Origin of the sequence: Streptomyces sp. BK340 (assembly GCF_007827595.1) — a bacterium.
Lineage (GTDB): Bacteria > Actinomycetota > Actinomycetes > Streptomycetales > Streptomycetaceae > Streptomyces.
The window spans coordinates 23,408-46,786 of sequence record NZ_VISR01000005.1; the positions used below are offsets into that span (position 1 = coordinate 23,408).

Below are 23,379 nucleotides of genomic sequence, written 5' to 3' on the forward strand. Positions count from 1 at the left end.
TTTGTAATTCCTTGCAGGGAGAAAACGGGATGGGACTGACCGCGAGGATCCGCACCCGGGACGGATGGGCCGTGTCGCACGCGGTCGTCACGGTGACCGACATGACCGGTGCGCAGGTGCTGCGGGCCGAGGCGGACGCCGAGGGTGCCGTACGGGACGCCACCGGGCTGGCGCCGGGGGCGTACACGGTGATCGTGACCGCCGTCGGGTACGCGCCCGCCGCCTCCAGCGCGATCGTCACCGCGAGCGGCCGGGCCGAGGTCGGCACCGTGACCCTGGCCCGGCAGGGCGGCACCGAACTGCCGCCGCCCGGCCCGTGGACCATCGACCCGGTGCACTCCTCCGTCGCCGCCGTCGCCCAGCACCTGGGCATCTCCAGCGTGCACGGCCGGTTCACGGAGTTCGGCGGAGCCATCGAGATCGCCCCCGACGACGTCACCAAGTCCCGTGTGGAAGCGGTGATCCGGGCGGCTTCCGTCGACACCGGCAACGGGATGCGCGACACCCACCTGCGGTCCGCCGACTTCCTCGACGTCGAGCGGCACCCGGAGATCACCTTCCGGTCCACCGGCCTGGCCCAGGCGGGCCCGGACCGCTGGACGGTCCACGGCGAGCTGGCGATGCACGGAGTCGTACGGCCGGTCGACCTGGACCTGGCCTACCTCGGCACCGGCGCCGACCCGTGGGGCGGCACCCGGGCCGCCTTCCGCGCCACCGCCGAACTCCACCGCGAGGACTTCGCGATGAACTACAACCAGGTCCTCCAGGCGGGCATCGCCGCCATCGGCACGACCCTCAAGGTCGAGCTGGACATCCAGGCGGTCCAGGGCGAGGCACTGCCCGCCGCCTGAGGCACGCCGGTGAGCCTGAGCCCGGCAGGGTCAGGCTCACCGGGCCCTGCTCGCCCTAGGCTGCGGCCATGGCACCCCACATCGCGACGAACACCCGAGTCTCGCCGGCCGAACTGCTGGACTTCGTACGCCCCCGCCACCGCGCCATCCTGCTCACCCGCCGCACCGACGGCAGCCCCCAGGGCTCCCCGCTGACCTGCGGCGTGGACGACTCGGGCCGGATCGTGGTCTCCACCTACCCCGAGCGCGCCAAGACCCGCAACGCCAGGCGCGACCCCCGGGTCAGCCTGATCGTCCTGAGCGACGACTGGAACGGCCCCTGGGTCCAGATCGACGGCACTGCCGAGGTCCTCGACGCCCCCGACTCCGTCGAGCCGCTGGTCGAGTACTACCGCAACATCGCCGGCGAGCACCCCGACTGGGACGAGTACCGAGAGGCGATGATCAAGCAAGGCAAGTCGATCATCCGGGTCACTCCGCAGCGGTGGGGGCCGGTGGCGACCGGCGGCTTCCCGGCACGGCTGGTGGACGGGGAGTAGTCAGCCGCGCTCGACCATCGCCTCGATCCCGGCCACCAGCAGGTCCAGGGCGAAGGTGAAGTCACGGTCCAACATCTCGGCGACCGTGTCACCGCCGCGGGCGTCCATGATCTCCTTGGTCTCCTGGAGGTAGTCCGCGGCCTCGGGGTCCTCCCGGGCCGAACTCATGGCCTGCTGGAAGTAGTCGTCCGGCGGCAGCCCGGAGTCCTCGATCCGGGACTGGAAGTGGCCCTCCACCGTGCCGTAGCCGTACACGAACCGGAACACCGCCGAGATGGCACTGGTCACCCGGTGCGCGGGCAGCCCGGTGCGCCGGATGACCCGCTGCACACTGCGCGAGAAGGCGAGCGACTCGGGACCGATGTCGAGGTACCGGCCGGCCAGGGGCGACATCCACGGGTGGCGCACCAGCAGCGCCCGGTACTCGGCGGCCAGCGCCCGCAGCTGCTCCCGCCAGTCGGCGGTGTCCTCCGGCGCGGGCAGCCGCAGCTCGCCGTAGGCCGCGTCCAGGGCGAGTTCGAGCAGGTCGTCCTTGGTGTCGACGTACCAGTACAGGGACATCGCGGTGACGTTCAGCTCACCGGCGAGCCGCCGCATGGAGAACTTCGTCAGCCCCTCGGCGTCCAGCAGCCGCACGCTCACGGCGGTGATCCGCTCCCGGTCGAGCCCCGAGGGCTGTGCGCTGCGCCCACCACGCCGCGTCTTCCCCTCCAGCCACACACTGGCCCGCACCGACCGCGCACCCGCCTTCGCCATCGAGGCACCTTTCTGGAGATCCGGCCGCTTCCAACGATGCCAGGAGTGCAGCCGGCCTGGGGGCGCGGGGAACTGCGCGAACAGCCACGGCGCACCCGCAGCCGCACGCATACCCATCCCCCGGGGCTCTCAGGCGACATTCCGCTCCGCCCGTCGCAAAAGCCGTCCGCCATCGGTCCGCTCAGTCACCGGCCTTCTGCGTGAGGTCGTAGAAGGTGGCCGAACCGACCGTCACCTTCTTGAAGTTGCTCTCGACCCACGAGGTGATCCGGGACGACGTACCGCTGTTGCTGCCGCCCATGCCACCGCCCGTACCGCCGCCGGCGATGAAGTAGTGGATCTTTCCGTCCGCCACGTACTTCTTGAACCGGGCAAGCGTCGGGGACGGGTCGGTGCCGTTGAAGCCGCCGATCGCCATCACCGGGTCGCCGGTGGCCAGCTGGTAGCTCGCGGCGTTCTGGGAGCCGATGGAGGCGGCGGCCCAGGTGTACGTGTCCGCGTCCTTCTCCAGCAGCTTCCTGGCCGCGGAGCTGACGTTCGCTCCGGTCAGCAGGCCGCCGGCGCCACCGCCGCCGGCACCGCCCGTACGGCCGCCTTCACCCAGCCCGCCGGCACCCGGGAACCCGTTGCCGTTCTGCTGGTTCTGACCCTGACTTCGGCCCTGCCCCTGGCTGTTGCCGTTCTGGCCGGGCATGCCCCCGCCGGGGAAGCCCTGGCCCTGGCCGCCCGGCATGCTCCCGTTGCCGTTCTGCTGCCCCTGCCGGCCCGGCATTCCGCCGCCGAAGCCGCCGGGCGCCCCGCCGCCGTTGCCGGCGCCCGGACGTCCGCCGCCGAAGCCCATCATGCTCGCGCCCGCCGGACCGGCCGTGGGGATGGAGCCGGTGTGCGCGGAGTTCACCGTGCTGAGGGTGTACGCCGTCGGACCGGCGAGCGCGGCCACCAGGCCCACCGCCGCCGCACCGAGGGCGAGCTGCCGCGAGATGCGGCCGGCGAAGACCAGTCCGAACGCGGCCGCGAGCCCGCCGGTCAGGACCAGCCACCTCAGCCAGGGCAGGTAGGTGGAAGTACGGTTGAGCAGGACGTATCCCCAGGCGGCCGCGGCCACCACGGCGGCGGCGAGCGTGAGCGACGCCCAGGTCTCCCTCCGCTTCTCCCACAGCAGCCCGGCGCCCATGCCGGTGACGGCCGCGATGTAGGGGGCGAGGGCCACCGTGTAGTACTGGTGGAAGATGCCCGCCATGTAGCTGAAGACCACCATGGTGATCAGCAGCGAGCCGCCCCACACCAGGAACGAGGCGCGCGTGACGGACGTACGGCGCGCCTTGCGGGTCGCCCAGAGGCCGGCCACCAGCAGGATCAGCGCGGCCGGGAGCAGCCAGGAGATCTGGCTGCCGATCTCGGAGCTGAACATCCGGTCCCAGCCGGTGGCGCCCCAGCGGCCGGAACCGTTGCCGCCGCCCCCGCCGCCGACGCTGCCGGTCTCGTCGCCGTTGATCCGGCCGAGGCCGTTGTAGCCGAAGGTCAGCTCCAGGAAGCTGTTGTTCTGCGAGCCCCCGATGTAGGGGCGCGAGGAGGCCGGCCACAGCTCGACGATCGCGACCCACCAGCCGCCGGCCACGACGAGCGCGACGGTCGCCAGGCCCAGCTGCACCAGCCGCTTGCGCAGCCTCACCGGACCGCAGACCGCGTAGACGACGGCCAGCGGCGGCAGGATGAGGAAGGCCTGCAGGGTCTTGGCGAGGAACGCGAAGCCGATCGCGGCACCCGCCCACACCAGCCACCGGGTCCGCCCGTCCTCGACGGCACGGACGACGAAGTAGCAGGCCAGCGCCATCAGCAGGGCCAGCAGCGCGTCCGGGTTGTTGAACCGGAACATCAGCGCCGCGACGGGGGTGAGCGCGAGCACCGCGCCCGCGATCAGTCCGGCCGCGGGACTGAACCGGCGCCGTACACCCGCGTACACGACCGCCACCGTGCCGACGCCCATGAGGACCTCGGGGGTGAGGACCGCCCATGAGTTCAGGCCGAAGATCCGCACCGACAGCCCCATCGGCCACATGAAGGCCGACGGCTTGTCGACGGTGATGGCGTTGCCCGCGTCCAGCGAACCGAAGAAGAACGCCTTCCAGGACCTGCTGCCCGCCTGGACGGCCGCCGAGTAGAAGGAGTTGGCGTAACCGGAGGCGCTCAGGTTGTAGAGGTAGGTGACGAGGGTGAGGGCCAGCAGGCCGAGGAAGGCCGGGCGTGCCCAGCGCGGGTCCTCGGGGCGGCCGCGCCACAGTCTCCGTACGAGCGGCTGCCGCACCTCACCGGCCTGCGGGGGAGCGGCCGGCGGCGGGCCCCCGGCGCCGGGAGTGTCCTGCCGGGTGGTCGGCTGGTCGTAGTGGGTGGTCATCGGGGGTCCCCCGGGTCGGTGTCGTGAGGGCGTACGGGCTGCAGCCGCATGGTGGTGTCCCGCCAGCCGTCGTCCACGGCTTCACCGGCACGTACCTGGGTGGTCCGGTACGGCTGCCGGTACGGCACCGGGCGCGGCGGGAGCGGTGCGTACGGAGCCGTCGTGGTGCAGGCGGGCGAGGACGGGTGGTGTGTCGCCACCACCGTCGATTCCGGGCCGGGCTCCCGGCGGTCCGGGAACACCCAGGCGCGGAAGAGCAGGAAGCGCAGGACGGTCGCCGCGAGGTTGGCGGCGATGAGCACCGCCAGCTCGGTGGAGTGCGCCGGGTGGCCGGTGGCCGCGTTCAGGGCGGCCAGGGAGCCGCTGGTCAGGGCGAGCCCGATACCGAAGACGACCAGGCCCTGCGCCTGGTGCCGGACGGCGCCGCCCCGGCCGCGCACGCCGAAGGTCAGCCGGCGGTTGGCGGCCGTGTTGGCGATCGCCGAGACCAGCAGGGCGAGCGCGTTGGCGACCTGCGCTCCGGAGAACTGCCGGAAGACGCTGTAGAGCACGAGGTAGAAGAGCGTCGACAGGCCGCCGACCACACAGAACCCGACGAGCTGGCGGGCCAGTCCCCTGGGCACGTCCTGGATGTCGCGGTCGCGCGGGTCGTCGCCGAAGGGCCGGGTGAGCCGGTCCAGCGGCAGCGAACCGCCGGCCAGCGCCTTGCCGATGCGCCACACGCCCCTGAGGTCGTCGGTGGCCGTCCTGACGATGTGCACGGTGGACTCGGGATCGTCGACCCAGTCGACCGGCACCTCGTGGATCCTGAGCCCCGCCCGCTCGGCGAGCACCAGCATCTCGGTGTCGAAGAACCAGCCGGTGTCCTCCACCAGCGGCAGCAGCACCTGGGCGACATCGCGCCGGATGGCCTTGAAGCCGCACTGCGCGTCCGAGAAGCGGGCCTGCAGCGAACCGCGCAGGATCATGTTGTAGGCCCGGCTGATGAACTCACGCTTGGGGCCGCGCACGACCCGGGAGGTACGGGCGAGCCGGGAGCCGATCGCCAGGTCCGAGTGGCCCGAGATCAGCGGCGCCACCAGCGGCAGCAGGGCGTTGAGGTCGGTGGACAGGTCGACGTCCATGTACGCGAGGATCGGCGCGTCGGACGCGGACCACACGGTCCGCAGGGCGCGCCCGCGGCCCTTCTGCTCCAGCCGGAAGTTGGCGACCTCGGAGATCTCCGCATCCAGCCGCGCCGCCACCAGCGGGGTGCTGTCCGTGGACGCGTTGTCCGCGATCGTGATCCGGAAGGCGTACGGGAAGGTGCGCGTGAGGTGATCGTGCAGTCTGAGCACGCACGGCTGGAGGTCCTTCTCCTCGTTGTAGACGGGGATCACTACGTCCAGGACAGGCGTACCGGCGTTTCCGGCCGGGAGGTGCTCCCGCGCCGGCAGGGTGCCGGGAGAAGAGTCGGTTCGCATGGAACCGACTCTCGTCAGGCGCCCTGTTGCACCGATGTGGTGGCACTGTGCTGTGCCTGTGAGTGCTGTTGCCAGCTCATTTCCGACCGCGGCTGCGGGGCGAGCGCCGGCAGATGCACCGTGAACACGGTCCTCCCGGGCCCGCTGTCCACGGTCACGGCACCGCCGTGCGCGGCCGCGACGGCCTGCACGATGGCGAGCCCGAGCCCGGTGGAGCCGGTGGCGCGGGAGCGCGCGGAGTCCCCGCGCGCGAACCGCTCGAAGACGTGCGGGAGCAGTTCGGGCGGAATCCCCTGCCCGTTGTCCTCGACGTCGATGCACATCCAGGGACCACGCCGCTGCACGCGCGCGGTGACCGTCGTACCCGGTGGGGTGTGGTTGCGGGCGTTGCCCAGCAGATTGACGAGCACCTGCTGCAGCCGGGCCGCGTCCGCGGACACGAGCGCGGGCTCGTCGGGCAGGTCGAGCCGCCAGTTGTGGTCCATGCCGGCCGCGCGGGCGTCGCTGATGGTGTCCACGACGAGCGGGACGAGGTCGCTCTGCTCGAACTGCAGCGGCCGGCCTGCGTCCAGCCGGGCGAGGAGCAGCAGGTCCTCCACGAGGAGGGTCATCCGTCCGGCCTCGGACTCGATCCGCCCCAGCGCGTGCCGGGTGTCGGGCCCGACCTGCTCCCGCCCGCGCCGGGTCAGCTCGGCGTAGCCGCGGATGGAGGCGAGCGGAGTGCGCAGCTCGTGGCTGGCGTCGGCGACGAACTGCCGGACCCGCATCTCGCTCTGCTGGCGGGAGTGCAGGGCGCCGTGGACGTGGTCGAGCATCCGGTTGAGCGCGGCGCCGACCTGGCCGACCTCGGTGTGCGGGTCGCACTCCGACTCCGGGACCCGCTCGCTGAGGTTCACCTCGCCGGTGTGCAGCGGGAGTTCGGAGACCCGGGTGGCGGTGGCGGCGACCCTGCGCAGGGGGCGGGTGGCCACGCCGACGATGACGAAACCGGCGAGGGAGGCGGCGAGCAGTCCCGCCAGGGTGACGCAGACCTCGACGACGATGAGGGTGTCGATGTTGTCGTCGACGTCCTTGGTGGGCAGGGCGACGTAGTAGGCGTCGCCGCCGTCGGGGCTCACCTTGTACCGGACCCGGTAGTCCCCGAGACCGGGGAGCTCCACCGTGTGCGCGTTGCTGTCCTTCGGCACCCCGGCGAGCGCCCGCTTCTGCGCGGCGGTGAGAGCGACGGCACTCATCTTGCGGAACCGGTTGTAGCTGTCGTTCAGCTGAACGGCCCTGCCGGCGCCGGCGATCGAGCCGTTCTGCACGTACGCCGCGACGGTGTAGGGCTGCGTCGGGCCGGAGGTCAGGAGGTGCTCGACACGTTCGCTCGGCGTACTGCCGGTGTCGGACGGTGCATCGGGTGCCGTCGGGGCGCCCGGCTGCGCGCCGCCCGGCAGCCGGCCGCCCGCCGCGCGCATGGCGATGTCGCGGACCTTGCCGTCCAGCTGGTCGTAGAGATGGGTGCGCAGCGCGAGCGTCGTCACGGTGCCGATCACCGCGCAGACCACGGCGATCAGCACCACGGACGCGACGACGAGCCGCGTCCGCAGGGTGCGCGGTTGTCCCTTCCCCGCTCTCGGCTTCGCCCGAGCGAGGGGACTGCCATTCCGCTTCTGCGGACGCGGCCGTCGTCGCCCGCTCATGACGCGGCGGGCTTGATCAGGTAGCCGGCGCCACGCCGGGTGTGGATCATGGGCTCGCGTCCGGCGTCGATCTTCCGCCGCAGATACGAGATGTACAGCTCGACCACGTTGGCCTGCCCGCCGAAGTCGTACGACCACACGCGGTCCAGGATCTGCGCCTTGCTGAGCACCCGCCGCGGATTGCGCATGAGGAAGCGGAGCAGCTCGAACTCTGTGGCGGTGAGGTGGATGGAGTCCCCGGCCCGCGAGACCTCGTGGCTGTCCTCGTCCAGGGTCAGGTCCCCGACGACGAGCACGGAGTCGGACCGCCGGTCGGCGGCCCCGGACCGGCGGATGAGCCCCCGCAGCCGCGCCACGACCTCTTCCAGGCTGAACGGCTTGGTGACGTAGTCGTCGCCGCCGGCGGTGAGGCCGGCGATACGGTCCTCGACGGCGTCCTTGGCGGTGAGGAAGAGGACGGGCACGTCGGGCAGTTCGCGGCGCAGCCGCCCGAGGACGGTCAGCCCGTCCATGTCCGGCAGCATCATGTCCAGCACGACGGCGTCGGGCCGGAACTCACGGGCCGTCTGGACGGCCCCCTGGCCGTCGCCCGCACTCCTGATCTGCCAGCCCTCGTATCGAAGGGCCATGCTCAGCAGTTCGGTGATCGACAGCTCGTCGTCCACCACAAGCACTCGGACGGGGCTCCCGTCCGGCCTCAGCAGTTCGGTGCGCCCCTGGGGCGAGGTCGTGGTCATGGCGGACACCATGTCGGGGTCCTCTGAGAACACGCTTTCACGAATCTGTGATTTCCCTAAGAAACACACAGGCGCCTCTCAGGGAATGCCTGGGAACCGCTCACGCACGCGCGAACCCGTGGCTGCTCTCGACCCGGGCGATGTGGATCACGTACCGGTCGTACCACCGCTCCCGACCGTGCCGCTTGGCGTCCAGGTGCTCGGGGTGCCGGCGCCACTCCTCGATACCGGCGAGGTCACGGAAGTAGGCGACGGAGATCGCGAGTCCGCCGGGCGTGTGGGCGAAGTCCTCGCCGAGGAAGCCGGGGACGCTCCGGACGAGGCCGGAGAGACGGCGGGCGGTGTCGGTGTAGCCGTCGGGGTCGAGGTCGGTACGGGCGGAGGTGAACACGACGACGTAGTAAGGGGGTTCGACGGGAGGGGTGGGGACGGGGGCGACAGGGGCGAGGTGGTTTTCGCTCATGTCGGCCACGATGCCCGCCGGCGGCGCCGGGGACCATGGACCTTGCCCGAAGGGATCCGTACGGGATCCAAGTCTTGACCTTCGGCCGGCGGGTCAGAAGAGCCCGTCCTGTCGGCGCCTGAACTCCCTTGCCGGGAAGGTGAGAACGCCGGGCTCCCCGGGCAGCGGCGTCAGCTCCCATCCGGTCATGAGCCGGGTGTCGAGGACGACGACCCCCCGCTCGCCGACCGCCAGATGCAGATCGGGCCCGGCGGCGGCGACCAGCTCACCGCTGACGGCCCCGCCGGGGACCAGCTCGACGACGTCACCGATGGCCGGCCTCGGGCGGGAGAGCCCGAAGTGCCCGACGTGATCGACGGGTTGGCACGGTGCGCGGGTCAACGACTCGGGCCACCCGCCGAGTACGACGGCACGCGCATGCAACTCCCTCACTTCCCCGGCCCTCTCCCCCTCGGTCTCCGGCAGCGCCGTCCGCACCGCACGCTTCGCGGCGTACGGGATCCGGTCCGGGACCTGGAGGGCGGCGCGCAGCAGCTCCTCGGTGCGCCGGGCCGCCATCAGCGGACCGGTGCCCAGCCAGCTGAAGCAGACGGCACCCTGCTCGAGCAGCCGCGCCGGACCGCGCTCGACGGCGGTGATGCCGACCTTGACCATGCCGGGCCCGAACCAGGCCAGATAGACGCGGTACGGCCGTGGATCGTCGGCCATCGTGTCGGCGGCCACGGAGTGCGCCCGGTCCAACCACGCACACTCCTCGCACCGGGCCCCCGTACTCCGCCCCGCCACCACGGCCCCCACCGGACACACATGCCCCCGCGCCCCCACGCACCGCCGCGCCGAACCCTCGGCGACACCGAACGCGACCCGCTTGCCCCACGGCAGCGCACTGCGCCGCCCGCCGTCCCAGACCAGCACGGGGCCGTCCGGGGTCCAGCGCAGTCCGGAGCATCTCCACATGTGTGCCATCGCTCTCGAGGTTAGAAGAGAGCACTGACATCGCCCCGCGGGCGGCCGGGAGGGTCCTACGACTCGGCGCGCACCTCGCCCTGCGCCACGGCCACCGGCGCCGCGTTCACCGCGCTCCGCCCCCGCCCCGCCAGCCGGCACGCCACACAGGCGGCGTGTCCCTGCCGGGCCCGGGTGTCGCGGACCCGCATCCCCCACTGGTCACGTGGCCGCACGCCCGGCGGCTTGCCCCAGCCGGACAGGTGGAGGAGCCAGGTGACCAGGGCGCTCACGGCCACGATCACCAGTCCGCCCACGACGGCCGGCAGGGAGGCTGTGCACACCCCCAGCCCCACCCCGCTGCTTCCGACCGCAGCGATGGCGACGCCGGTCCAACCGGCGATCGTGTGACCCTCGTCGTACAGACTCATGGAACCGCCTCCGGGGCAAGATCCCTCACGGGCTAAGACATTTACCACCCGAACATCTCACGAGCTAAGGGATTCCGAAAGATGGACGGCACACCCCGACCGCCCGCCACCCCGGGCCAGGCGCTGTCGGCGATGGACCACCTCATCGCCGCCCACCTGATCGGACAGCAGGAACTGGCCCGGCGGCTGGGACTGAACGTCACCGACCTGACCTGCTTCGCCTTCGTCCTGGAGGCCGGCGAGGACCTGCTCACGGCCGGCGACCTCGCGGCCCGCGCCCACGTGACCACGGGCGCGGTGACCGGCATCCTCAACCGCCTCGAACGCGCCGGCTACGTCACCCGCCGCCCCGACCCCGCGGACCGCCGCCGGGTGCGCGTGGCCGCCGTACCGGCCGCCGTGACCCGCGTTGAGGCCGTGTACGCGGGCCACTACCAGCGCCTCACGACCCTGTTCGCCGACTACTCCCCGACGGAGCTGGCGGTCATCACGGACTGGTTCACCCGGGCGACGGCACTGGCCCACGAGTACCTGGAGAAGCTGAACCGGAACGACCCGGAGGAGGAGTGCTGAGCCCCCCTCCTCTGGATATCCGCGCACCTGCACGTGGACGCCGCCCCGCACACCGTGGCGCTCTTCGCCCACCTGGCCTCGCTCGTCCTCGGCTTCGGAGCCGCCCTGACGGCCGACTACTGGGCACTCCTGTGGCTGACCGGCCGGTGCACCCTGCACGACGCCCTCACCAGCACGGCCCGCCTCCACGTCCCGATCTGGACCGGTCTGGCGGGGCTGGTGGTCAGCGGCGTGACGCTGCAGCCGGACCTCGGCTCCACCCCCACCCCCACCCCCACCCGCATCAAGCTGGGACTGGTGCTCGCCCTCGCCCAGCCCGGCCTGCTGGCCGGGCTCCTCGGCAGACGCATGGCACGGCGGAGCACCTCCAGCACGCTCAGGCCCTGCGCGGCGAGGGACTTGGCGACCTTCTCCCGCGTCATCTCCGCACCGCCGTCGCGGAACAGCAGCGTGGCATCGGTGGCCTCGTGCCCGATCACGAGCGTCCCGTGCCGGTTGCCGCGGGGGCCGTCGTCGTACGGGAAGAAGTGCACCCCACTGTGGTGCGTACCGATCTGCACGGCCTGCTCGGCGGTGCCGCTGCCGCCGTCGGCGCGCCAGCGCGGGCTGTGTCCGCGCACCGGCTGCCCCCACGGCGCGAGCGTCTGCACCGAGTGGCCCGCCGGCACGGTCACGGTGTCCGCCGTGCTCGCCGGGACCGCGGCGAAGCCCAGGCGCCCGCTCGCTTCGGCCTTCGGCTCCGGCCGCGCGGCGGCGGAGGCGGGGGCGGGGGCGGAGAGGCCGAGGAAGGCGGCGAGGGCCGCGGTGCCGCCGGCCATGACGTGGCGGCGCGACACGGAGGCGGCCACGACCTCGTCGAACGAAGGATCTTGCACTGACATGTTCGCCACCAAAGGGGAGTTGGCCCGCTGGGGCCAGGGGCCGGCCAGGAGTGAGGACGAGCGGCCCGCGTCGCGCGAACGCGGCGGGCGGGCAGCCCGGCCGAACGGCTGCGGGGGCTCGCGGCCTCGAATGCCCGGTCGGCGGACGGGAGTTGCCCGGGCGCGAGGCGTCCCGAGACGGCCGACGACGTCCCGCGAACGGGCGGGACCTCTCTGAGACGGCCGGGGCGAGGGTGATGAGGGACACCGTAAGAGGGGAGAGTCACGCCCGCGCGGCTGATCGTCCCCTTCACCTACGCGCGATAATCTCCCCGCTCAACTGCACTGATAGTGACCGAAAACTGATCGTGACTGAAACAGGGGGGACAGCAGGTGTCTGGTGATCAGGGGGGTGGCGGCGAGCCGTCCGGCAGAGAGCGGCTCGCCGCCGAGATGCGGCGGCTGAAGCAGGAGTCCGGGCTCAGTTTCGGGCGGCTGGCCGACAGGACCCACTACAGCCGTTCGTCCTGGGAACGCTTCCTGAACGGGAAGCAGTTGCCGACCTCGGTCGCCCTGCAGGAGTTCGCGGCCGTCATGGAGGCGGACGCGGAGTATCTGACGGGGCTGTTGGAACAAGCCACGGGAGCGGGGGACTTCGGGGACGAGACGGCGGTGGACGAGAGTCCTCCCGAAGCGCGGCCGCCCGCCGGGACCTCCGCCGACAAGGCCCCGGCGGACGACACCACGGTGGACGGTCCGCCACCGGAACCGGCCTCCGAGTCGGAGTCCGAGCCCGCGCCCGCCGACCGGGACGGGAAAGACACCACCCGGACCTGGCGGACCAACCTGCGCCGGGCCGGGCTCGTCGCCACCGGGGCCCTCGCGGGCAGCCTGGTCACCGTGGCCGTGCTCACCGGAGTGCAGGCCACCTCCCGCTCGGGCGGCACGGACTCCGCCTCCAGCGGGGAGAACCTCACCCAGCACAGCCCGAAGCCACCGCGCGCCGGCTGTTCCCACGACACCTGCCTGCGGCGCGACCCCCAGGCCATGGACTGCCAGTGGGACGCGACGACCGCCCGGGAGACCTGGCTGCGCGGCATGCACATAGAGCTGCGCTACAGCCGGGCCTGCGGTTCGGTCTGGGGCCGCATCGAGAACGGCGCGGTGGGCGACTCCGTCACCATCAAGGACAAGTACGACCTCCAGCAGTCCGCCACGATCCGGGTGGACCGCGACACGTACACGAGCATGCTCGCCGTGACCGACGAGGCGCCGCCCACCACGGTCACCATCTGCGGCACGATCCCGAAGTACCACGCGATGGAGTGCTCGCCCGAGGGCTCGATCCAGCCCTGATCTCCACTACGGCGTCCTGGAACGCGCGGCGCAGGGCCCGGGGGCTGCCTCCGGGCCCTTGCCCGTCAGTCCTAGGAGGCTCGCGAGAGGGCAGGTCCATGCCGGTGCCCAAGCACCGGCGCAGCCCGGCTCTACAGCTTGTCATCGCGTTCCAGGATCAGGCTGATCGAGCCGTCTTCGAGGTCGGTACCGCCGTCGAGGTGCTCGTGGTAGCCGCTGCGGAGCTCGGGACCGGCGAGGACGATGAGCCGCTCGGCCGGCTCCCGCAGTCCCGCGGCGTTGGCTGCGACGGTGATTTCCGTGGCCGAGCCGTACACCTTGATCCGGGCTTCGTCCATGCGGTCACGCCACAGCGGCCCCGGATCTCTCCCGGGCCATCAACCTCTGAAGTCTTGACGATGTTCTGACACGCGGCCCGTTGACGCCCCGTTCCACACGGCGTTGGATCATCTCTGCCCGTGCGGGTGTACGGGCAGAGAGCTGGGACGATGACCGAGGATGCCAGACCCGGGCTGATCAGGGTGGTGTACTTCCAGCGGACGTGCTCACTGATGATGGGCGCGAGCGCGGTGCTGTCCGAAGGGTTGCTGCTGCTCTTGATCGGCACGGCTCACCGGCTGGAGACCCTCCTGGTGGGAGCCGTCGCGGTGGCTCTTGTGTGCCTGGTGCTGCTGCCGCTGCGCCTCCGTCTCCCCGCCCGGCTTCGCCGCACGTACGAGCATGCCGCGCGGATCGACAGCGCCGAAGAACAGCCGCGCACCGGCCAGGACGCGGCGCAGCGGCTGTCGCTACGGCGCACGGCCGGACTCGTGGGTGGAGCGGTCGGCTGGATGATGCTCGTCGGCCTGGTATCGCATCAGCTGATGCCGCCCCTCATGCTGGTTCCGGTGGCCGTGGCCCAGTGGGCGCAGTCCCGGGCGACCGCGGAATGGGAGCGGGCGAACGCGGCAGACCTGTGGCAGACCGTGCCCGGGCTGCTGGGTGCCCGAGGCCCGGTGTTCCGTGTGCCGGCAGAGGGCGGTGTCTGAGGACACGGCCTCAGGGACAAGGCCGCCACGCCCGCCACCGCTTCCGGAGCGAGGTTGGATGGTCGGGTGACCAGCGGCTTGCCGTCTCGGGCGCGTCCGGCGGCAGGGCCTGGGCAGCCGGATCCGACGCCCGCGCCTTCGAACTGGTCTGAGCGTGTGAGATCAGGTGTTCGCACGGTGTGGTCCTCGCGCTTCGACGTGGGCGCCGTCCGAGAGTGGGTGCGTTCGAAAGGCATCCCCCACGCGACGAAGGACCCACATGCCCCAGCTGCCCCCCATCGGCGCTGAGATCCCGTGCAGCATGCTCGCGATCAACAGCCCGCTCCGGATCCGGACCGCGCTGGTCTCCGTGGACTTCAGAGGCGGTATCAAGCACCGCATCGACGTCAACCCCGACGACCCCGTCGACAGCGTGCGGATGAGGACGATCGGCTTCAGGATCAGCGCCGAACTGCCCAGCGACGACGGGCATCACGGGTCGATCGTGATCGAGCAGAACGATATCGACGCGGATCCGAAGAGCCTGCTGCGGCTGACCCAGCAGTTCCCGCCCAAGTACGAGCACATCATGGTCCTGGACTTCGCCATGATCGTCGAACAGTCGGGCAACGGCGACGAGCCGTTGGTCCTGACGACGAAGGACCCGGCGAAACTCATCGGCAACCTCACCCAGTACCCGCCGAGGGGTGACCTGTACCAACTGCAGAACCCGGTCGACCTGGTCGACCCGGACGCCCCTGACACCGTGGTCGCCACGCTTCAGAAGCTTCCGGTAAAGATCGGCGGTCTCTGAGCGACACAGCGAGACGCCCACCGCTGACCAGGTCAGCACCCGGCCCGCTGGTACGTGGCGGATCGTGCGGCCCGCCCTGCGGGCCGGTGGGGTCTGATCCTGCGTAGCCGCGCCGACCAGCTGCGGGAGGCCGCCGACCGTGCCTTGCCGCGCTGTTGGACATTCGCGCGGTCCGGGTCGCCGACCCCGACACGGAGCCTTCGACCGCGTCGGGGACGCACTCCGGGGTGACGACAACAGGCCGGACGATGACGACGGCGCGGCCGGCGTCCTCGCAGCCGTTTGATCGGCTCCGCACTCACCGGTTAGGTCGAACTGACGGCACTCGTCGTTGCGACCCAGCGATCCGCGGGGAAGGGCAGTGGAGGACAGCGACTGAAAGGTGAACAGCGTGCAGGCCAGTGTCGGTGACAGGATTCTTGTTCACGGTCGGATCGTGGGTCAGCACGATCGCACCGCAGAGATCATCGAGGTGCTCGGGCTGGATGGGGGGCCTCCCTACCGAGTCCGCTTCGAAGACGGGCACGAGACGCTGATGAGTCCAGGCCCGGACACTGTTGTCCGTCCCTTCGGCTCCGACGACTAGACAGCGCGCTGCCCCGGCGGTTGCCGTCAAAACTGCCGTCAAGGCAAAAGCCAGAGGCCCTGTGGATCGCTCCACAGGGCCTCTGAACTGTTGTGCACTCGGCAGGATTCGAACCTGCAACCTTCTGATCCGTAGTCAGATGCTCTATCCGTTAAGCTACGAGTGCTTATTTTTTGTCTTCGCTTCCGGCCCTTTCGGCCCGCTCGCGGCGACAGGAAGAACATTACATGACTGCCGCCGCCATGTGAAATCCGATTCGCACACCCCTTGCGACCTGCGAAAACGCCGATCGGGCGGGGATGAGGAAGATCCTCGGGCGGTCCGGGACCGGCCACGGAACACCCCGGGAACGCCGAAGCCCCGGTCCTGGGGACCGGGGCTTCGGGATCGGTGCGGAGGCGGAGGGATTTGAACCCTCGATGGGCTTTGAGGCCCAAACCGCATTAGCAGTGCGGCGCCATAGACCGGACTAGGCGACGCCTCCAGCACAACCACTCACGCGAGCGCGCGATTGGTGCGTGCAGATGATGACACAGTCGAGCGTGCTGTCACCAATCGGGTCCCACGGTACTAGGCGCGGGGGCCGCAGGGCAAAGGGCTTCGCCCGGCGGGGCGGCAGGTCCGGGGCCCGGCGCAACGTCCGGGGGGCGCGAGCGTTGGGCAGGGCATGGTCTCTGTCCTGTCGGTCGTCCCGCGGGGCGCACTGGTGGCGTCCCGCACCGCCGCCGCTGCCGCCTCGGTCTCGCTCTCGGCCCTGTCGCTGGCCGGCCCGGCCGCCGTACCCGCCGCCGCTGCCGCGCACCCCGCGCCCGCCGCGCCCGCCCTGCCCCCACCCGTGCGGCCCGAGGACCGGGCCGGTGATCACCTCACCGTCGTCGTGGAGCACGCCGGCGCGGGGCGGGACGGGACGTACGAGGTGTCCTGTCATCCCGGGGCCGGGAATCACCCGGACGTAGCGGGGGCCTGCCGGGTGCTCGACTCGAACACGCACTGGGGGCGGGACACCTTCGCCCCGGTGGCCCCCGGCAGCAGCTGCACCATGCTCTACGGCGGCCCGGCCACCGCCCACGTCACCGGCACCTGGGCGGGCCGCCCGGTCGACGCCTCGTACGACCGCAGCAACGGGTGCGAGATCGGGCGGTGGGACCGGATGGTGCCCCTGCTGCCGAGGGTCGGTTCGGCCTCGGGTTCGCCCTCGGATTCGCTCCAGTAGGGGCTTCGGTGCTCCTCAGGTGTTTCTTGGCGGAATCAGCGGCCTCGTAAAGGTCCCGCGAAGGTCCTGGGGAGCCGGAGCCGGAAGCGGGGTGCCCACCGGGCATACGGTCACATGTTCGCCGTCACTTCCTCGTGCGACCTCCCTCTCATCCGGCGTCGCGAGCGCAACCCGTGCCCTTAGACTCCCTCGCGTGACACGCTGCGGGCCGGTTGGCAAGATGGCCCGAGCGGTCGGAAAGCGGTAACAGGGAGGAAGCGTCTCGTGAGCAGCAGGCCATCCCGAGGCGCTGCTCGCCTCGCAGCCATACTCGACGCGCTGCCCGACGCGTTGGTGCTGGTCAACGCCAACGGAACCGTCGTCAACGCCAACACCATCGCCCTGGAGGCCTTCGAGGCCCCGGGCACCGCCCTCGTCGGGCGGGGGCTGCTCGATCTGCTGCCGCAGTTCGACTCCCGGCTCATCCCCGGCTCCATGCGGCGTCCCGATCACATGGATCCGCAGGGGCGGACCAAGCCCACGCGGATGATCGCGCGGCGGACCGACGGGTCGGAGTTCCCGGTCGAGGTCACGAGCGCGAACCTGGAGAACGGGCAGCAGGCGTACGACGGTTACGGCTACACCGGCGACGAGCTGCTCATGATCGTCGTGCGGGACCTGTCCGGGACCGTGGACACCGAGGCCGAGCTGGCCCGCTCGCAGCGGCAGACCGAGATGATCCTGCGGGCCGCGTCCGAGGGTGTCGTGGGCACCGACACCGACGGACGGATCGTGCTCGTCAATCCGGCCGCCGCCCAGATACTGGGCTACCGGGCCGGTGAGCTGGGCGGCAAGGAGCTGCACACCCTCGTGCTGCACTCCCGCCCCGACGGCTCCCCCTTCCCGTACGAGGAGTCCCCGCTCGCCGACACCCTGCGCTCCGGGCGCAAGCACCGGGTGCGCGGGCAGGTGCTGTGGTCCAAGGGCGACAAGAAGGTCGCGGTCGATCTGACCACCGCCCCCGTGCGCGACGGCGACCAGCTCGTCGGCGCCGTCATGACCTTCACGGATCGGCGGCCGTACGACGCCCTCGCCGAGGAGAAGGACGCGCAGGAGAAGGCGCACGCCGAGGAGCTGGAGCGGCTCTCCGAGGAGCACGCCTCCGACCTGACCGCGCTGCGCCAGAAGCACGTCACCGAGGTCGACGAACTGCGCGAGCAGCACCAGGAGGAGCTGGCGGCCGGCGAGGAGCGGTACGCCGCGCTCGCCGAGCGGGAGAAGGACCGGTACGAGGCCCTCTCCGGGCGGCACGAGCAGCTGCTGACGCTGCTCGGGCAGTCCCTGCGCGGACCGCTGGACGAGCTGCGGCGCGAGCTGTCCGCCCTGGCCGCGGACGACGCCGGGCAGCTGTGGCCCGAGGCCAACCAGGTGCTGCACCACCTCTCGGCCGGCTACTCGCGCATCACCACCCTCATCGACAACGTCCTCGGCTACCAGCGGCTGGACGCGGGCACCGAGGACATCAACCGTACGAAGGTGATGCTCGACGCCGTCGTCGCCGCCGGTGTGGACGGGGCCGTCGAGCTGATCGGGCCGGGCCGCGTCCAGTTCGCCGTGCACGCACCGCCCATCGAGGCCGAGGTCGACCCGCAGCGGCTCGCCACCGCGCTCGCGCATCTCGTCGCGGACGTGGCGGGCGTCGACGCCACCGGCAACACGCCCGTGTCCGCAGGCGGTTACCTGGACAACACCGTGGTGGTCGCGGCCGCGCAGCGCGGTGAGGTCGCGCGTATCGAGGTGCGCGGGCCGTACTCCGGGGGAGACCCGGTGCACGAGCCGATGGTGCGCGGGATCGTCCGGGCGCACGGCGGTGTGCTGCAGACGCACGAGGTGCCGGGCATGAGCGGCAGCGCGTACGTCCTCGAAGTGCCGCTCGGTGGTGGCGCCGGGGCGGTCGCCGGTCAGGCAGCGGACCCCGAGGACACCGCTGCCGACGCTGCCGGAACCGCCGAGCACACCTACGGAGGCGGTCGGCGGCGGGCCCGGCGGGCCTCCACCGACGCCTTCCTGGAGAGCGACACGCCCGCCGAGTCCGGTGACGGCGGGGCGGAGGCGTCCGTGCCGACCGGGCGGCGGCGCAGGCGTGCGGTGGCCGCCGTCGAGGCGGCTCCTCCGGTCATCGACGAGGCTGCGGAGAGCGCTTCCGGCGGGACCGGGCGACGGCGCGGACGGTCCGCCGAGACCGACACCGGTACGGAGCAGGACGGCGTGTCCGAGGGTGCCGTGATGACCGCGGCCGAGCATGCCGCGGGCACCGCAGCCACGGGCACCGGACTCGGCGGCGCCGTGCCGCCGCAGGGTGTGCCCGTACCCACGGGCCGCCGGGCCCGGCGGGACTCCGGCGCACCGCAGGCCGCCCTGCCGCCCGCGCTGCCCGCGGCCGGTACCGGGACCGCGCAGCCCGCTGCCGCCGAGGCGGCCGCGGACGAGCAGCCGACCGGGCGCCGCCGGCGTGCGCTGGCCGCCGCCGCGGAGCGGGCCGCCGCACAGGAGGCGGGAGCCCGTACGGTCTTCGCGCTGCCCCCGGCCGAGGCCGACCGTGCACCCGAATCCGCCGACTCGGCGGCCGGTGCGGGGACGGCCGTGGCCCCGGGCCCGGATGTCCCGCTTCCCGGGCAGGTGCGGGAGGCCGCGCAGGGAGTTCCCGGCGACGACGGCCGGCACGACGCCGTACCGCTCGACCAGGCCGAGGACCACACCCCGCCCCAGCCACACCCCACGACCGCACCGACCGGCCGACGTCGCCGGGCCGTGGCCCATCCGGGCGAGCCCATGGAGACGGCGGCCCCGGCGGCCGCTGCCGCTCCCGGTGCCCCCGGCCAGGCCGTTCCGGCGCTCCCGGTTCAGGCGACTCCCGTACCGACCGCTCCCGGGCAGCCGGTGCAGCCCGGCCAGGTTCCGCAGGCTGCGCAAGTCGCGGCGGGCCACCCGGCCCCGGGGCACGGGATTCCGGCGCAGGCCACGGGCGCGCCGGCGGGGGCCGCGGGCCAGCCCGGCGTCGTCGCTCCGGCCGGCGTCACGGCGCCCACCGGCGTCGTGGCTCAGCCCGGCGTCGTCGCTCAGCCCGGTGCAGCGGTACAGGCCGCCCCCGGGCAGCCGGTGGCCGTGCCCGCGCAGGGCACCGTCGGTCAGGGCGTGCCGGTTCCGCCTGGTCAGCCGGTTCCGGCGCAGGTGGCGCCGGGCCAGCCCGTACCCGCACAGCCGGCACCAGTCCAGCCCGTGCCGGCACAGGCGCAGCAGCTCCCCGCCGCCCCCACCCCGGCGGCACAGACCACCCCGTCCGCGGGCACCCCGGCCGCGCCCCAGCCCGGTCAGCCGCTCCCCGCGGAGGCTGTTCCCGGTCAGGTGCCGGCTGGCCAGGGTGCGCCGACGCCGGCCGCAGGCACCCCCGCTGCCGCCGCCGTCCCCGAGCAGTGGCCCGGCGCCGACGACACCTCCGGTGCGGGCGTCCCGGCACCGCAGACCGGCACCCCGGCACCCGGCACCCCGCTCCCGCCGGAACACGCCGGTGTCCGGCGGGCGGCGGCTCAGCCCCTGCCCGCAGAGGCCGCGGAGCCTGCGGTCGACCCCAACTCCACCCAGGGCCGGGCGATCAGTGTCCGCACGCTGGGGCAGGGCGTGCCGTTCGCGCGGCAGGCCGCTCAGGTGCAGCAGCCGACGGCGACCCCGCCCCCGCACGCGCCGGGCGGTTCCGGCCGCCGGCGGAAGCTGGGCACGCCGCCCGACCCGGCCGCGCGCCAGGAACCGCAGCCGGAGCAGGCGGCCCGTCCGCATCCGCCGGCCGAACCGGTGCCCGCGCAGCCCTCGCTCGCGGGGCAGTCCCGGCTCGCCCCGGCCACCGAGGGTGCCGGCCGGTCGTACGCCATAGGCGCTCCGGACGCGAACGCGGCCGAGGGGCCCGAGCCGCTGGACGGTCCCGGCGGGGCGGTCGAGATCGCGGACATGCCGCGGCCGCAGCCGATGGACGACGAGCTGCCCCCGGAGCCGCTGGACAATCCGCGCCGGCTGCTGGTGTGGCCCGCTCCGGACGTGACGACCCAGCAGGCGCTGAGCGACCGCGGCTACCGGCCGGTCGTCGTGCACTCCCGCGAGGAGGTCGACGCGCAGATCGCGGCTTTCCCGGCCGCGCTGTTCGTGGACCCGCTGACCGGGCCGATCACCCGTACCGCGCTGCAGTCGCTGCGCCAGGCGGCGGTCGCCGCCGAGGTGCCGGTGCTGGTCACGGCCGGGCTCGGGCAGGCGACGCGCGAGGCGGCGTACGGCGCCGATCCCGCCGTACTCCTGAAGGCGCTGGCGCCGCGCGACAGCGAGCAGCATCCGCCGCGGGTGCTGCTGATCGAGGAGCACGCGGAGATCGCGCTCGCGCTGACGTCGACGCTGGAGCGGCGCGGCATGCAGGTGGCGCGGGCCGCGAGCGACAACGACGCGGTGACGCTGGCGGGGCAGCTCAGGCCCAACCTCGTGGTGATGGACCTGATGCAGGTGCACCGGCGGCAGTCCGGGATCATCGACTGGCTGCGCACGAACGGCCAGCTCAACCGCACCCCGCTGGTCGTCTACACCGCCGCCGTCGACCCGGCCGACCTGCCGCGGCTGGCCTCGGGCGAGACGGTGCTGTTCCTCGCGGAGCGGTCGACCAGCAACGAGGTGCAGAGCCGGATCGTCGACCTGCTCTCGCGGATCGGGACCAACTAGCCCGTCCCCCGGGCGCCGGGATCAGCGTGCGATCAGCCGCCGGGCCGCTTCTCGGATCGAGGCGCGCAGGCGGTCCCGGTCGGTGTCCTCGGCGCCCACCACGATGCGCCGCATCTGGGGGACGACGGCGGCCCAGTTGGCCAGGGCGATGAGCAGGAAGAGCAGGTCGCGGGCCGGGATCGCGTCGGTGATCACACCCCGGTCCTGGCCGTCCCGCAGCGCGTCGATCTTCTTGCGGTAGTGCTCCCGGCGCGCGCTCTCGTCGGGCAGTTCGGCGTTCGCGCCGTACTCCAGGCCCTCCCAGAAGAGCAGGCGCAGCACCTCGGGATGGGCGGCGTGGTAGTCGATCACACGGTCGACCCAGCCCTCCATGTCATCGGGGTCGACGGGGACGGCGACGGCCAGATCGAGCATCGACTTCTGCAGGACCTGCGTGAACAGCTCCGCCTTGTTGCCGAAGTAGGCGTAGATCAGCTGCTTGTTGGCCTTGGCCTCGGCGGCGATGCGGTCGATGCGGGCGCCCGCGACGCCGTGCCGGGCGAACTCGGCGACCGCCGCGTCGAAGATGCGGGCCCTGGTGGCCTCGGGGTCCCTGACTGCTGCCATGCGGGCAGCGTACCGCCCTTGTAACCAACCGTTTGGTTGACAGGGAATTCCGGGAAGGCGCACTCTGTTGAGGCATCCAACCAACCAGTTAGTTGTTAGAGCCGGCTCAAAGGAGTAGCTCCGCCCATGCCGTCAGCGACCAGCACCACCCACCGGGCGCCCGAGGTCCGGGTCCCCGCCCCGGAACAGCCCGCCTCCGGGCGGCTCTTCCTCCTGCTCATCGCCGTCTGCACCGCCGTCACGGCCGCCAACATCTATCTCGCGGCCCCGCTGTTCCCCCTGATCGCCCACGACTTCGGCACGGTTCCCGCGGCCGTCACCTGGATCGCCTCGGTCGCCCAGTTCGGCTACGCGGCCGGCCTGCTCTTCTTCGCCCCGCTCGGGGACCGCGTCAACCGGCGCCCGCTGGTCGCCCTGCTCTCGGTGGCCACCGCCGCCGCGCTGGGGCTCGGCGCGGCCGCGCCCGGCACCGCCACCCTCGCGGTCGCCGTATTCGTCGCCGCGGCGGCGACCGTCATCCCCCAGCTGCTCGTCCCGCTGGTCGCCGAACGCGCCCCCGCCCACCACCGCGCCCGCCATGTCGCGGCCGTCATCGCCGGGCTGTTCACCGGCATCGTCGGCGCCCGGGTGGTCGGCGGACTCGCCGGGCAGGCCTTCGGCTGGCGCTGGGTGTTCGCCGGGTCCGGCGCGCTGACCCTCGTCCTGGGCCTGGCCACCGCACTGGCCCTGCCGTCGGAGCGGCGCCCCCGCACGGGAGCGCTGTTCTCGGGCATCGCCGAGCTGCCCGGACTCGTCCGCCGCTCGCCGGACCTGTGGCGGGCGTGCATACGCCAGGCCGGCATGTTCGGTGCCTGGAGCGCCCTGTGGACCTCGCTCGGCCTGCTGCTGACCGGCCCGGCGTACGGCCTGTCCACCGCGACCGCCGGTCTGTTCGGCCTCTTCGGCCTCACGGCCACCGCGGTGGCCCCGCTCGCGGGCGGTCTGGTCGACCGCTTCGGCGCCGCGAAGGTCGTACGGTCCGCGTATCTCCTCGCGGCCGTGTCCGTGCCGCTGTTCTGGCTCGGCGGGCAGGTACTGGCCGCGCTGTTCGTGGCCGCCGTCGCGATCCACGCCGCCCTGGTCGCCTCCCATGTCGCCAACCAGACGCTGGCCCTGACGACCACCTCCGCCCCGGCCACCGCCAACACCGCCTACGTCGTCGCCGGCTTCACCGGGGGCGCCCTCGCCTCGACCCTGGCGGGCCTGGCCTTCAGCCACTGGGGCTGGGGCGGGGTCAGCGCGGTGGCGGGGGTGTGGCTGGTGCTGGGATGGGCGACCACGGCGGTACGGCGCTGAGGCCCGCGCCTGCCGTACGGCCGCCCGTCC

The 23,379-nt window shown here is 72.6% G+C and carries 21 protein-coding genes and 2 tRNA genes; 10 read left to right on the plus strand and 13 right to left on the minus strand.

Annotated features, from left to right (window positions below; translation table 11 throughout):
- Window positions 1-29 precede the first annotated feature (29 nt).
- Together FB157_RS11925 and FB157_RS11930 are read left to right on the plus strand one after the other, a co-directional pair.
- Window positions 30-851, plus strand: coding sequence for a YceI family protein (locus tag FB157_RS11925; RefSeq protein ID WP_145878762.1), 822 nt, complete (start codon window positions 30-32; stop codon window positions 849-851).
- Between the two features lie 68 nt (window positions 852-919).
- Window positions 920-1,390, plus strand: a complete 471-nt coding sequence (locus FB157_RS11930; RefSeq protein WP_145878764.1) for a PPOX class F420-dependent oxidoreductase — start codon at window positions 920-922, stop codon at window positions 1,388-1,390.
- On the opposite strand, the gene FB157_RS11935 is transcribed toward FB157_RS11930, so the two are convergent.
- The 8 genes from FB157_RS11935 to FB157_RS11970 all read right to left on the minus strand — a co-directional run bounded on the left by FB157_RS11935 (window position 1,391) and on the right by FB157_RS11970 (window position 10,265).
- Window positions 1,391-2,146, minus strand: a complete 756-nt coding sequence (locus FB157_RS11935; protein WP_186581466.1) for a TetR/AcrR family transcriptional regulator — start codon at window positions 2,144-2,146, stop codon at window positions 1,391-1,393.
- A 181-nt stretch (window positions 2,147-2,327) separates the two neighbouring features.
- Window positions 2,328-4,541 carry a glycosyltransferase family 39 protein gene (locus tag FB157_RS11940; protein ID WP_145878766.1) on the minus strand — a complete coding sequence of 738 codons (2,214 nt, stop codon included), beginning with the start codon at window positions 4,539-4,541 and terminating at the stop codon, window positions 2,328-2,330.
- On the minus strand, window positions 4,538-6,004 hold the full coding sequence (locus tag FB157_RS11945; protein ID WP_145878768.1) for a bifunctional glycosyltransferase family 2/GtrA family protein: 1,467 nt from the start codon (window positions 6,002-6,004) through the stop codon (window positions 4,538-4,540). Before FB157_RS11945 ends, FB157_RS11940 begins: the two co-directional genes overlap by 4 nt.
- Before the next feature lie 14 nt (window positions 6,005-6,018).
- The gene (locus FB157_RS11950) at window positions 6,019-7,689 is read right to left on the minus strand and encodes a HAMP domain-containing sensor histidine kinase (protein ID WP_145878770.1); all 1,671 of its coding nucleotides are present in this window, start codon (window positions 7,687-7,689) and stop codon (window positions 6,019-6,021) included.
- Window positions 7,686-8,426, minus strand: coding sequence for a response regulator transcription factor (locus FB157_RS11955; RefSeq protein ID WP_186581467.1), 741 nt, complete (start codon window positions 8,424-8,426; stop codon window positions 7,686-7,688). The genes FB157_RS11950 and FB157_RS11955 overlap by 4 nt, the downstream gene beginning before the upstream one ends.
- A gap of 100 nt (window positions 8,427-8,526) precedes the next feature.
- Window positions 8,527-8,889, minus strand: coding sequence for an antibiotic biosynthesis monooxygenase (locus tag FB157_RS11960; protein WP_145878774.1), 363 nt, complete (start codon window positions 8,887-8,889; stop codon window positions 8,527-8,529).
- A 93-nt stretch (window positions 8,890-8,982) separates the two neighbouring features.
- Window positions 8,983-9,855 carry a DUF2797 domain-containing protein gene (locus tag FB157_RS11965; protein WP_145878775.1) on the minus strand — a complete coding sequence of 291 codons (873 nt, stop codon included), beginning with the start codon at window positions 9,853-9,855 and terminating at the stop codon, window positions 8,983-8,985.
- A 56-nt stretch (window positions 9,856-9,911) separates the two neighbouring features.
- Window positions 9,912-10,265: an HGxxPAAW family protein gene (locus FB157_RS11970; protein WP_145878777.1), complete on the minus strand. Its 354-nt coding sequence runs from the start codon at window positions 10,263-10,265 to the stop codon at window positions 9,912-9,914.
- An 81-nt stretch (window positions 10,266-10,346) separates the two neighbouring features.
- Between FB157_RS11970 and FB157_RS11975 the strand changes: the two genes are divergently transcribed.
- On the plus strand, window positions 10,347-10,838 hold the full coding sequence (locus tag FB157_RS11975; RefSeq protein WP_145878779.1) for a helix-turn-helix domain-containing protein: 492 nt from the start codon (window positions 10,347-10,349) through the stop codon (window positions 10,836-10,838).
- Between the two features lie 116 nt (window positions 10,839-10,954).
- Here FB157_RS11975 and FB157_RS11980 read toward each other — a convergent pair whose 3' ends face one another.
- Window positions 10,955-11,719, minus strand: coding sequence for an alkaline phosphatase PhoX (locus FB157_RS11980; protein WP_145878781.1), 765 nt, complete (start codon window positions 11,717-11,719; stop codon window positions 10,955-10,957).
- Between the two features lie 372 nt (window positions 11,720-12,091).
- Here FB157_RS11980 and FB157_RS11985 point away from each other — a divergent pair, with 372 nt between their 5' ends.
- Window positions 12,092-13,054 carry an XRE family transcriptional regulator gene (locus FB157_RS11985; RefSeq protein WP_261386278.1) on the plus strand — a complete coding sequence of 321 codons (963 nt, stop codon included), beginning with the start codon at window positions 12,092-12,094 and terminating at the stop codon, window positions 13,052-13,054.
- A gap of 131 nt (window positions 13,055-13,185) precedes the next feature.
- Here FB157_RS11985 and FB157_RS11990 read toward each other — a convergent pair whose 3' ends face one another.
- Complete coding sequence (locus tag FB157_RS11990; protein WP_145878783.1) at window positions 13,186-13,392, minus strand: hypothetical protein; 207 nt, start codon at window positions 13,390-13,392, stop codon at window positions 13,186-13,188.
- Between the two features lie 150 nt (window positions 13,393-13,542).
- Here FB157_RS11990 and FB157_RS11995 point away from each other — a divergent pair, with 150 nt between their 5' ends.
- The 3 genes from FB157_RS11995 (at window position 13,543) to FB157_RS12005 (ending at window position 15,461) form a co-directional block, all read left to right on the plus strand.
- Complete coding sequence (locus tag FB157_RS11995) at window positions 13,543-14,082, plus strand: hypothetical protein (RefSeq protein WP_145878784.1); 540 nt, start codon at window positions 13,543-13,545, stop codon at window positions 14,080-14,082.
- Window positions 14,083-14,341: 259 nt separating this feature from the next.
- Window positions 14,342-14,875, plus strand: coding sequence for a hypothetical protein (locus FB157_RS48340; protein WP_261386279.1), 534 nt, complete (start codon window positions 14,342-14,344; stop codon window positions 14,873-14,875).
- Window positions 14,876-15,266: 391 nt separating this feature from the next.
- Window positions 15,267-15,461, plus strand: a complete 195-nt coding sequence (locus FB157_RS12005) for a DUF1918 domain-containing protein (protein WP_145878785.1) — start codon at window positions 15,267-15,269, stop codon at window positions 15,459-15,461.
- A gap of 93 nt (window positions 15,462-15,554) precedes the next feature.
- Here the strand turns inward: FB157_RS12005 and FB157_RS12010 are convergent.
- Together FB157_RS12010 and FB157_RS12015 are read right to left on the minus strand one after the other, a co-directional pair.
- Window positions 15,555-15,627: transfer RNA gene (locus FB157_RS12010), tRNA-Arg, on the minus strand.
- Between the two features lie 227 nt (window positions 15,628-15,854).
- Window positions 15,855-15,945: transfer RNA gene (locus FB157_RS12015), tRNA-Ser, on the minus strand.
- A 183-nt stretch (window positions 15,946-16,128) separates the two neighbouring features.
- Here FB157_RS12015 and FB157_RS12020 point away from each other — a divergent pair.
- Together FB157_RS12020 and FB157_RS12025 are read left to right on the plus strand one after the other, a co-directional pair.
- Complete coding sequence (locus tag FB157_RS12020; protein ID WP_145878787.1) at window positions 16,129-16,674, plus strand: SSI family serine proteinase inhibitor; 546 nt, start codon at window positions 16,129-16,131, stop codon at window positions 16,672-16,674.
- Between the two features lie 264 nt (window positions 16,675-16,938).
- Window positions 16,939-21,408 (plus strand): PAS domain-containing protein, encoded by a 4,470-nt coding sequence (locus tag FB157_RS12025; protein WP_145878789.1) that lies wholly within the window; start codon window positions 16,939-16,941, stop codon window positions 21,406-21,408.
- 21 nt (window positions 21,409-21,429) lie between these two features.
- Here the strand turns inward: FB157_RS12025 and FB157_RS12030 are convergent, their stop codons facing one another.
- Window positions 21,430-22,014, minus strand: a complete 585-nt coding sequence (locus tag FB157_RS12030) for a TetR family transcriptional regulator (protein ID WP_145878791.1) — start codon at window positions 22,012-22,014, stop codon at window positions 21,430-21,432.
- Between the two features lie 126 nt (window positions 22,015-22,140).
- On the opposite strand from FB157_RS12030, the gene FB157_RS12035 reads away from it, so the two are divergent.
- On the plus strand, window positions 22,141-23,349 hold the full coding sequence (locus FB157_RS12035) for an MFS transporter (RefSeq protein ID WP_145878793.1): 1,209 nt from the start codon (window positions 22,141-22,143) through the stop codon (window positions 23,347-23,349).
- Window positions 23,350-23,379: the final 30 nt, after the last annotated feature.